Below are 10,530 nucleotides of genomic sequence, written 5' to 3' on the forward strand. Positions count from 1 at the left end.
TATTCAAAAAATGTCCGCAACTTCCACCTTCACCGTTACCGTACCCGCCACAACCGCCAACCTCGGCCCCGGTTTTGACTGCATCGGTGCCGCTTTAAGCCTCTACAACTCCTTCCAATTCTCTCTTCTCGAACCCTCCGCAACCGAGAAACTAAAAATTACAGTCACAGGCGCAGAAGCCGCCAAAGTCAAGACAGATGACAGCAATCTGGCTTATGTCGCATTTGTCAAATTATACGATCGCCTCAATCAATCGCCGCCGCCAGTCGCCATACATATACATATGGAAGTTCCCCTGGCTAGAGGTTTGGGAAGTTCCGCTACAGCCATTGTCGGTGGGTTAGTCGGTGCAAATGAACTAGCCGGAAAGCCTTTGAGTCAGGTGGAAGTGATGCAGTTGGCGATCGAACTTGAAGGACATCCCGACAATGTTGTCCCCGCTTTCTTGGGAGGCTGTCGCCTCGCAGCTAGCAATACACCGGGCAGTTCCTGCCAAATTTGCGACATTCCGTGGCATCCTGATATTGTGCCTGTGGTTGCTATTCCCGATTTTGAACTTTCTACAGCCGAGGCGCGCCGAGTTTTGCCGGCAGATTACAGCAGGGCTGACGCGATTTTTAATGCTGCACACCTGGGTTTGTTGGTGCGGGCTTTGGCTACGGGCGATCGAGATTGGCTGCGCTGTGCCCTCGATGACAAAATTCACCAGCCTTATCGCCAATCGCTGATTCGGGGATATCAAGCGGTGCAAGAAGCTGCGTTGAATGCTGGGGCTTGTGGGATGGTCATTAGCGGTGCGGGGCCGACGCTTTTGGCTTTAACTGATGTTACTAATGCTGATGCGGTTGTGAGGGAAATGGCTGCTGCTTGGGCGGAATTTGGGGTGAAGGCTGATGTAAGGGCGATTTCTCTTGATACTCAAGGTGCGATAATTTCTGGTTAATTAAGTTAGCTTGACAAAAAATCTAGTGTGCAAGCGAAAATCGGATTTTATTACCTCTTTGGTATCAAAGGGCGATTTCCTACGGGATATATCCGCTTCACGCAGTTTTTTTTCAAGCCCGCACTCCAAACCCTTGACTGTCACGATCAGTTGTTTCGTATTTCGATCGCCAACCGTATCATAACTTTCCGCCCTGGGATACACTCAGGGCTATTTCATTTAAAAAGCCAACTCGACTCCCAACTGGACAAAAAGAGAAATATTGGATGGCATCTTTGGGGAATGAAAGGTCGATCGCTCTTCAGTTAGATTGGTTGGTTGAGGTGCGATCGCATCTGCTACCTCTACTTCATCAGGCTAGTTGTAAAGCAAGAAATAGAATAATGTGGTAAATAACATGAATTATATATAGTGAGTTCTGAATTTGCGACATCTGCTAATTTTGGCTTGCTCCCAGCGTAAACGTTCGGATGCTGATTCGCTGCCTGCTATTGAGCGCTATGATGGCCCCACATTCCGTTTGCTGCGTCGTTTTCTGCGGAAACAACCATCAGCACAGTTAGAGATATATATTTTGTCAGCTAAGTTTGGCTTGATACCGAGTGACTATCTGATTCCAAATTATGACCAACGAATGACAAAAATGCGATCGCGTCAACTGCAGCCAGAGGTCATTGCTAAATTTGAAGATATCCTCAGCGCAAAGTCATACCAGAAACTTTGCATTTGTTTAGGTCAAGATTATTTCCTTGCAATGGATAAATACGATATGCTAATCAAATCAGGATTAGCTGTGCGAATTGCTACAGGCTCCTTGGGTAAAAAGCTGGCAACCTTGCATGATTGGCTGTACGGAAAGCCCCCGGAACTAGCTAGCAGACAGGCTGTTGTCCCCCCAGGGAAAGCGAGTCTTAAAGGGATTGAGGTTGTTTTGACACCAGGAGAAGTGCTTGATTTAGCGCGTCAGGCGTTGGTGGAAGGCAAGGGCAACCCTGGTTGTTACCAGTCGTGGTATGTGTTAGTTGGCGATCGACGGGTATCGCCGAAGTGGGTGGTAAGTCTGTTGACAGGATTGCCTGTCAGTGATTTTCATTCAAGTGCGGCTAGGCGAATGCTCCAACAACTTGGTGTAGAAATTTATAGAGAATAATCAAATCTTAATCTGAATAAAGGTGTTTAAAAATGATCGTCAAGACTCTCCCTATCGGCACAGTTATTTCCGATCGAGATACCCCAACTTTTGAAACTGTGCGAATCAAATTGAAAGCAGGACAGGATGTAAAGCCTGGTATGCTTGTTCGGATTCCTGTATCAAGAGCAGAAAAGACCATGCTTTATGGTCGAATTCGTAGTGCTTATGAAAGCAACTCTAATGAAAGCGCAGAAAGCATCAACGTTACTGAGAGCATGGGGCTGCCGCGAAATTATCCTAAAGAGGAAGATAGCACAAGGATATTTCGCCTTGCCGAAGCTGACTTGATTGAGGAGATTATAGACAAAGAGATCAGAGCGCCACAGAATTTACCAAATTCGGGGGCAGAAGTATTTATTGCTGATAGCGATCAAACCGTCCAGGTTTTGGGTATGGTGAAAGATCGCTCTGAGGGTTTGTACATTGGTGAAACAGTAAGTGGTACAAAAACAGAAATAATTCTCAAACGTGAGGCGATTCAGCGGCATTTTTTTATAGGTGGAACTACAGGCAGTGGTAAGAGTTATGCAATGGGTGTAATTGCAGAAGAAATCATCAATATGAATTTACCAATTGTTTTTATAGATACACAGGATGAATATTCATCGTTAGTTAAAAAAATGGGGGGAGAAGTTGTTGAGCCCGGAGAAGATTTTAGCATTCGTATCTCATCACTTACTGAAGCAGAATTGATAAATTTACTTCCTGAAGCGATGAAACAGAGTTCAGTTCAGTGTGACGTAGTGACAAGGGCTTTTGGTGAATTACAAACTCGTCTAGTCAATGAAGATATTGCAAAATTTACGTTGGATGATGTTTTAGCAAGAATACCAGATTCAGCAGCAGCACTATCAGGTAAACCTGGTGATGTGCCACGATTGGTCGATACCGTCACACGCAGGTTAAAAACTCTCAATAATTACAAAATATTTGGCGAGGGGGTAGCTGACTGGCGAAAACTTATGTATCCTTGTCTGGCAATAAATTGTAAAAAATTAACCTCTATACAGCTTCAATCTATAGCAACAGCAGTCTTGAGGGAACTTCAAAACTTACGCATCCGGGGTCATATTCCACCTTATGTGGCGGTTGTGGATGAAGCTCATTTGTTTGTACCACAAGGTGAGGGTAGCCCTTGCAAACAAATAATACGGGAAGGTGTACGAATTGGAAGACATCACGGCATTTGCATGGTATTAATGACACAAAGCCCTATTGACATTGATAGAAGCATTATCCGTCAGTGTAATACAAGACTGGTGTTTGCGTTGGAACCAGATCAACTTGATGCCATTCGGGGCGTAAAGTCAGATGCCTCTGAAGAAATGTTACGTGCCCTACCCAAAATGCCACGCGGTACTTGTTTGCTTTCGGGTACTTATGAGAGTGTGAAGCATACGATTCCGGTACGCATTAGGGAGCGTACAACTAAAAATTCAGAAGGTGGTAAAACTCCTGATATTTTCCAGGAGATGAAAGATGAATGGATATCTAAAATTAATGACTTAAAACAAAAGGAGAAATAAAAATGCCCAGAAAACGCAAATCTCAATCTAACTCTCCCGATCCTGAGCGATATAGGCAGTTATCCATATTCGACATCCTCAACTCGGATACCTATGAGGTACTGAGCCGTGATGCAGTTGCCGATTATAATCCAGTTGCAAGAACGGCTGATTATATGCGACAAATAGTTGAATCTGAGAGAGCTTGGACAACCACAATTCAAACTGCTCGGGAACATTTACTAGAAAAAGATCCGAGGGAACTATACCTTGATTTTTTCACTGATCTCAAGCGTCAGATAGAGCAAGACTCATCTAAATCAGCACGACTAGCACGCCTGTTAGAGCAGGTTGCTATTCGTGGATTTGGAATGACTAAGGAACAAGTGCGAATTGAGAAACCAGCAAGAGGTAGTAGTCGATGGAGAGTAAATCTGGATGTTGCATCAATTCAACAACACCTTCAAAGCCATATTGTAGGAGAACACTTCCTTAACCCGATTACTTCTGATGACGTTTGGGGAAACCGTGATTTTCTCATCGGGTCTTCTGATGTGAGCCAGCATCGCAGTTCTGTACCTATTCCCGCACGATTTTTCACACGCAGTGTACCCTTTTTACTTAACAATGCTGCTGGTGCTGTACTTAGGGTGCAACAGGGTCAAGCGAGTTATGATCCGCCTCGATTCAACCCCCAACCGAATGAAGAATTACTCAAATGGATGCTAATTGACCCCTCGTACCAAGACGAGCTAGAACCTGAAGATTATCAGCGCTGTCTAGCCTCAGCAATGGATGTTGGTCAGTATAAATTTGACTATCAATATTTGTTGAATGCAGACCGAAGTCGTCCAGATATTATCCTCAGAGATGGTAGCCTATTTCCGCAGGATGCTTACCTAGACAACTTTTTAATTGAAAATAGGCGGGGTGAATTCACTCGCGAAGCAATACGAGGTCTGCTTGAATGTCTCGATTGTGCTAAAAACTCCGGGATTATTTACTGTGGAGTATCCAAAAATGTACGTTTAAAAGTTTATAGTGCCGTGTTGGATTGGTATATAGCTAAGGAGATAGATCCGAAGTGGGAAACTGGAAACTATACTCTTAATGATGGACAAATGATGACACTGTTGTTGTCAGATCCTTCGTTTGTTGGTGATTATCTAAAACAAACAATAGCTACCTGTCTGATACGTCGTTCTTTCACTACAAGAGCTACTTTGAATGAAAAAGCTAATCTTACCGACTTAGAAAGCTCTTACTTTGAACGTTATGAAAAACAACATGATATTAATATCAGTTCTTATAAACAATTGTGTAAAATTTTTCATATGTATATGTTTTTTATCGGTCACTCCAAAAACCCTAATCAGCAGTTACCTCGGTATGAATTTTTTCACAATGATTCTCTTGGCTCAGTATCATCAATAGCACAGAAAATTCTAACGGCTTTACGATATTCTAGTATAGATATTGACCAAGATCATTCATTTATGGCTGAGGAGCCAATTACCTATATAATACCAACAGTTACTCAGCAAGCACATATTTACTCAAAGGATGTGGGTAAGTACATAACTGATGGCACTGGACAATTGCTCATGTCCCGATATAAAGCTCTACTATCAGAAATGGTTTAGGATATCTGAATCATGCAAATCGTCGCCGGCATTAGTTTAAAAGGAATCAAACCGCGTGTATGGGATAAAACCTCAGAGTATTACCTTCCCCAACTACACGCGGTAATGGTTTCCTACGCCGATTTTCACAAAATGCCTAAACGCAGGCGTGAGGCAATGGAAAAGGGACTGCACGAATCTCTGGGTATTCCTACTCAAGTTCAAATTTATCTTGATAACGGTGCTTTTTACTTTATAAAACGTGATGGTGAAACGCCAAGAAAAGAGTATGAAGAGTTTGTAGAAAAAGCTAAACCAGACTGGTATCCAATTCCTCAAGACTTTATTCCTACTCCCAAAATGACATTTAAGGAGCAGAAACAATGTTTTAAGCGCACAATGGAAATGAATCTGGCTTATAAAGACCATCCATCATACATTCCTGTTATTCACATTAGCGAATTGCTGGAAGAGTATGTAAATGCAATCAAAGCACATAAGGAATTTTTAGCAAAACCATATATTGCTTTGGGTGGCATTGTACCAAATTTACTACGCGCTCCTAAAGCACTACCTTATCAGAAAATTCTATCTAGCATTCAACATATACGCGAAGAATTTAAAAATACAAAACTTCATGTTTTTGGCATTGGTGGCACCGCAACTATACATTTAGCCGCTTTATTGAGGATTAACTCAGTAGACTCAAGCGGTTGGCGCAGTCGGGCGGCGCGGGGGATGATACAATTGCCTGGAACCGGAGAGCGAATTGTCGCTCCTTTAGGTAACTGGAGAGGTCGGCAAGTCAGTCAAGAAGAAGAAAAAAAACTAGAGGAATGTCTCTGTCCAGCTTGTCGTCAGTATAAATTAAATGGACTGAAAATAAGTGGTATGGAAGGTTTTTGTAATCGAGCTACTCATAACTTGTGGATACTACTGGAAGAGGCTCGAATGATTGAAGAACATTTATATAATAGTGGAGATTATAAGGAGTGGTACAAGGGACACTTAGATAACACCATTTATCGTCCACTGATTGCTAAAATAGTTGAAAATAATGAAAACTAAAGCTAAGCGAGCTGAGATTAATAACTTTTGTTTTTTTTCTGCTATGCAGCAAACCTAAATCCCGAACCCAAAACTTTCTTTTCTCGCTCTGCGCCCTCTGCGTCCTCTGCGGTAAATAAAAAAATTAGTTATTTTCGATACAATTCCCGACTCAACTGCTGATCGCACTCCTCAATTTTCCACCGGATCTAAAATTCCCCTAAAGTTCCACCCCCTTTCCCAAAACCATCCCTAAGATAGAACTTACAGGACGGTCGCTCTCATATTCGACTTTGACAGTCATCCCTACTCGATCGAGCATTACAGCCAAAGTATCGCCGATTAATAAGGTAAAATAGAATTAATTATCTCGCAATCCTGTTTCTTGTAAAAGTTCCTGTGCCCAAACCCGATTTTCTTCTGACAGGGATGGTACGGGTTCTAGATCGTAATCGATCCGATAATCATAGCCGGCGCGATCGTAAATACCTGCGAACAATTCTGGTAAATTAACAATAGGTTTTACATCTTCTTCGCGCAATGGCAGCGGAAATACAGGTAAAGAATCGCGCAAATTAAAAGCATAAAGTTCGGCAAAAGGACGGCGATCGCTACGACTGACTAAAACCCGATAATCGCTTTGAATGGAACTGTTGAGTACAGGCATCGGTTCCCAGCTTTGCAACAAGTCGATTTCCACTAAATTGGTTAAGCTACCTAAAATACTCTGGCGTTTTTTGAGATAAGTAATTCTGCCTTCTCCACTGCGTTTGTTGACAGGAGAAAGAATTTCAATTGCCGTGACAACTTGTTTAGTTGCCATTTCTCGTACTTCTAGGTAAGTTTGTTTAATTTTTTCAGGAATAGGGACTTTGACCGTAGTAGGAAGTGCGATAGTTAAAGTGGCAACTGAACCGGTGGGAACATCGGGGCTATTAGATTGACGTTTAATTGCCACATCGGGGATACCAACTAAAAGCGAGTCGCCGTTACTGTCATTTGGATCGGTAATTTCATAGATGCGTTTGTCGATCGCAATTTCATATTTAGGGCGAATTTGAGCATGATGCTATCAGCGATCGCGACAATTAATCGATTGTGAGTTTCCTGCCAAAAATCGGGGTGTTCTAAGTAGGGGTCCATTCCGGGAAAGGGTGAGGGCATAGGACAGCATTGCGATGTATTGATTTTAAAATCATTTTAGCAGTGGGTTAGATTGACTGACCTCCGTTAAATCCGTTGCCTAACTTCTTTCTGCCATACACCAAACCTAAATCCCGAAACCAACACTTTCTGCGGTAAATCAAAAAATTAGTTATTTTCGATACAATTCCCGGCTCAACAGTCGATCGCACTCCTCAATTTTCCACCGGATCTAAAATTCCCCTAAAGTTCCACGCCCGATCGCAAAACCCTCCCTAAGATATAAGTTAGAGGGCGATCGGTCTCATATCCGATTCAGGAGCAAATGTCAAGCACCTGAAAAACCCAAATTAGCGAGCCGCAAGACAGGGAGGTTATCAAAATCATGGTACAAGCGCCGACAGGAGAAACCCGTCTGGGTCCGATCGATCAGGTGCAAGCCTTAGACCGCGATTGCACGACTCTATCCCGTCACGTACTCCAGCAACTTCACAGCTTTAGTGCAGATGCTCAGGATCTCAGTGCCCTGATGAATCGCATCGGACTAGCTGCCAAGCTGATCGCGAGGCGACTCAGTAGGGCTGGATTAATGGCAGATGCCTTGGGGTTTACAGGGGCTGTCAACGTCCAGGGAGAATCCGTCAAAAAGATGGATGTCTATGCTAATGAAGTTTTTATCTCGGTATTCCAGCAAAGCGGACTTGTCTGCCGCTTGGCTTCGGAGGAAATGGAAAAACCCTACTATATTCCCGAAAATTGTCCGATCGGGCGCTACAGCCTGCTCTACGACCCCATAGATGGTTCTTCCAATCTCGACACCAATCTCAATGTCGGTTCCATATTCAGCATCCGCAAGCAAGAGGGGGACGATGCAGATGGCTCAGCCTCAGACTTGCTGCAACACGGACACAAACAAATCGCCGCGGGCTACGTGCTTTATGGTCCGAGTACCATGCTGGTTTATTCGATCGGCCGTGGCGTCCATTCCTTCACCCTCGACCCCAGTTTGGGCGAATTCATTCTAGCAACCGAAAACATTCAGACACCTGCAAGCGGCCCGGTTTACAGCGTCAATGAAGGCAACTTCTGGCAGTGGGATGAATCTTATCGGGATTACATTCGCTACGTCCACCGCAATCAAGGTTACAGTGCCAGGTACGGCGGGGCTTTGGTGGGAGATTTTCACCGGATTTTATTTCAGGGAGGTGTCTTTTTGTACCCCGGAACGGTGAAAAAACCAGAGGGAAAATTGCGCTTGCTGTACGAATCTGCTCCTTTGGCGTTTTTGATGGAACAAGCCGGCGGGCGGGCTAGTACCGGCATTCAAGACATCTTGGATGTGGTGCCAACTCAACTTCACGAGCGCACGCCTTTGATTATTGGCAGCAAAGAAGATGTCGCCCTCGTAGAGTCTTTTATTCAAGATCGATCGCGCAATCCTCGAACAGTTCTGGAGTGAAGGAAGAAGGAAGAAGGAAGATGGAAGAAGGAAGAGGGAAGAAGGAAGAGGGAAGAAGGAAGAAGGAAGAAGGAAGAAAGTTGTAGCTGCCCAATTCCCAATTCCCAATTACCAATTACCAATTCCCAATTCCCAATTCCCAATTACCAATTCCCAATTACCAATTCCCAAATATCAAATATCAAATTGTAGGAGTTACAGATCATGACGGAAACGACCAAGAATCACCTGTTAGAAATCGAAGCAATCGGCCAGAGTATCTGGATGGACAATTTGACTCGCAATCTGATCGAGTCCGGCGAACTCAAAAAGATGATTGAAAGTCGCGGATTGCGGGGAATTACATCTAATCCTGCCATTTTCGAGAAAGCGATCGCGGGCAATGTCATTTACGATGCTGATATCGAAGCTGGCATTCGCGCCGGTAAATCTGTACTCGAAATTTACGAATCTTTGGTGTTTGAAGATATCCGCAACGCTTGCGATATCTTCGCTCCAGTGTACGAAGAGTCCAAAGGTTTGGACGGTTATATCAGCATTGAAGTGCCACCGACGATCGCCAACGATACCGAAAGCACGATTAGCGAAGCCTTGCGCTATTATCAGGCGATCGGCAAACCAAATGTGATGATCAAGATTCCCGGAACTGCTCAAGGATTGCCCGCAGTCGAACGAGTCATCAGTGAAGGGATTAACGTTAACGTGACTTTGCTCTTCTCCGTTGACAGCTACGTCCAAACCTTCTGGGCTTACATTCGCGGCTTGGAAGCGCGAGCAGCTAAAGGTTTGGATGTGAGCAATATTGCCTCAGTTGCCAGTTTCTTCTTGAGCCGGATCGACAGCAACATTGATGGCAAGATTGACGAGAAACTCAAAAATGTCACCGATATTTCGACTAAAGCCAAACTGGAAGCGGTCAAGGGAAAAATTGCGATCGCCAATGCCAAAGTAGCTTACCAGAAGTATAAAGAGATCGTCGCGAGCGATCGCTGGCAAGCACTAGCAGCCAAGGGAGCCGAAGTGCAGCGGCTGTTGTGGGCGAGTACCAGCACCAAAAACCCTAACTACAGCGATGTGATGTACGTCGATGAATTGATCGGTCCCGACACGGTGAATACTTTGCCTCCCAACACAGTTGAGGCTTGTTTCGATCACTGCGATGTCGCACCCCGGATTGAGAACAACGTCGCAGAAGCTTACACCCTGATCGAAAGTCTCAAAGATCCCGACATTGACATCGATTTGGACAAAGTGATGGAAGACTTGCTTCTCGACGGGATTGAGAAATTCGTCGGCCCCTTCCAATCTCTGATGGATTCCTTGGAAGAGAAAGTTAAGAAGCTCGCACCCGTTGCCTAAAAAGATATCTGTATCGTTGAAGGCAGAAGGATTTAGGAGTCGGAACAGATAATTGTTTTGGCTCTGGGTGCTGAGTTTTGAACCCCGAACCTGGAAAAATGACACCAATTGGTGACAAAAATCCTCCAGAGTAAAATCAACTATGATTTTTGGCTCTGGGTGCTGAGTTTGGAACCCCGAACCTGGAAAAATGACACCAATTGGTGACAAAAATCCTCCAGAGTAAAATCAACTATGATTTTTGGCTCTGGGTGCTGAGT

Annotated in this window: 7 protein-coding genes and 1 pseudogene; 7 read left to right on the top strand and 1 reads right to left on the bottom strand. The window is 44.2% G+C overall.

The genetic code is table 11. From position 1 onward, the window contains the following. Positions 1–10: 10 nt before the first annotated feature. The 5 genes from thrB to QUA97_RS21420 all read left to right on the top strand — a co-directional run bounded on the left by thrB (position 11) and on the right by QUA97_RS21420 (position 6,330). On the top strand, positions 11–943 hold the full coding sequence (gene thrB, locus QUA97_RS21400) for a homoserine kinase (protein ID WP_194069724.1): 933 nt from the start codon (positions 11–13) through the stop codon (positions 941–943). Positions 944–1,367: 424 nt separating this feature from the next. Further along, positions 1,368–2,093: a DUF6884 domain-containing protein gene (locus QUA97_RS21405; protein WP_228050219.1), complete on the top strand. Its 726-nt coding sequence runs from the start codon at positions 1,368–1,370 to the stop codon at positions 2,091–2,093. 32 nt (positions 2,094–2,125) lie between these two features. Beyond that, positions 2,126–3,661, top strand: coding sequence for an ATP-binding protein (locus QUA97_RS21410; RefSeq protein ID WP_194069722.1), 1,536 nt, complete (start codon positions 2,126–2,128; stop codon positions 3,659–3,661). A gap of 2 nt (positions 3,662–3,663) precedes the next feature. After that, the gene (locus tag QUA97_RS21415; RefSeq protein ID WP_194069720.1) at positions 3,664–5,283 is read left to right on the top strand and encodes a hypothetical protein; all 1,620 of its coding nucleotides are present in this window, start codon (positions 3,664–3,666) and stop codon (positions 5,281–5,283) included. Positions 5,284–5,295: 12 nt separating this feature from the next. Beyond that, positions 5,296–6,330 (top strand): hypothetical protein, encoded by a 1,035-nt coding sequence (locus QUA97_RS21420; protein WP_194069718.1) that lies wholly within the window; start codon positions 5,296–5,298, stop codon positions 6,328–6,330. 340 nt (positions 6,331–6,670) lie between these two features. Here the strand turns inward: QUA97_RS21420 and QUA97_RS21425 are convergent. Then, a pseudogene (locus QUA97_RS21425) lies at positions 6,671–7,473 on the bottom strand (DUF4058 family protein). A 364-nt stretch (positions 7,474–7,837) separates the two neighbouring features. Here QUA97_RS21425 and fbp point away from each other — a divergent pair. Together fbp and tal are read left to right on the top strand one after the other, a co-directional pair. Next, a complete protein-coding gene (gene fbp / locus QUA97_RS21430; protein WP_194069716.1) occupies positions 7,838–8,911 on the top strand; it encodes a class 1 fructose-bisphosphatase in 1,074 nt (357 codons plus the stop codon). A 204-nt stretch (positions 8,912–9,115) separates the two neighbouring features. After that, positions 9,116–10,270, top strand: coding sequence for a transaldolase (gene tal, locus QUA97_RS21435; protein ID WP_194069714.1), 1,155 nt, complete (start codon positions 9,116–9,118; stop codon positions 10,268–10,270). Positions 10,271–10,530 lie beyond the last annotated feature (260 nt).

Origin of the sequence: Microcoleus sp. CZ3-B2 (assembly GCF_036705055.1) — a bacterium.
Classification (GTDB): domain Bacteria; phylum Cyanobacteriota; class Cyanobacteriia; order Cyanobacteriales; family Microcoleaceae; genus Microcoleus.

What these genes read in the sequence shown, in the direction of transcription:
- fbp (WP_194069716.1), top strand. Translation starts at nt 7,838, where the DNA reads ATGGTACAAGCGCCGACAGGAGAAACCCGTCTGGGTCCGATCGATCAG.
- tal (WP_194069714.1), top strand. Translation starts at nt 9,116, where the DNA reads ATGACGGAAACGACCAAGAATCACCTGTTAGAAATCGAAGCAATCGGC.
- thrB (WP_194069724.1), top strand. Translation starts at nt 11, where the DNA reads ATGTCCGCAACTTCCACCTTCACCGTTACCGTACCCGCCACAACCGCC.
- QUA97_RS21410 (WP_194069722.1), top strand. Translation starts at nt 2,126, where the DNA reads ATGATCGTCAAGACTCTCCCTATCGGCACAGTTATTTCCGATCGAGAT.
- QUA97_RS21420 (WP_194069718.1), top strand. Translation starts at nt 5,296, where the DNA reads ATGCAAATCGTCGCCGGCATTAGTTTAAAAGGAATCAAACCGCGTGTA.
- QUA97_RS21415 (WP_194069720.1), top strand. Translation starts at nt 3,664, where the DNA reads ATGCCCAGAAAACGCAAATCTCAATCTAACTCTCCCGATCCTGAGCGA.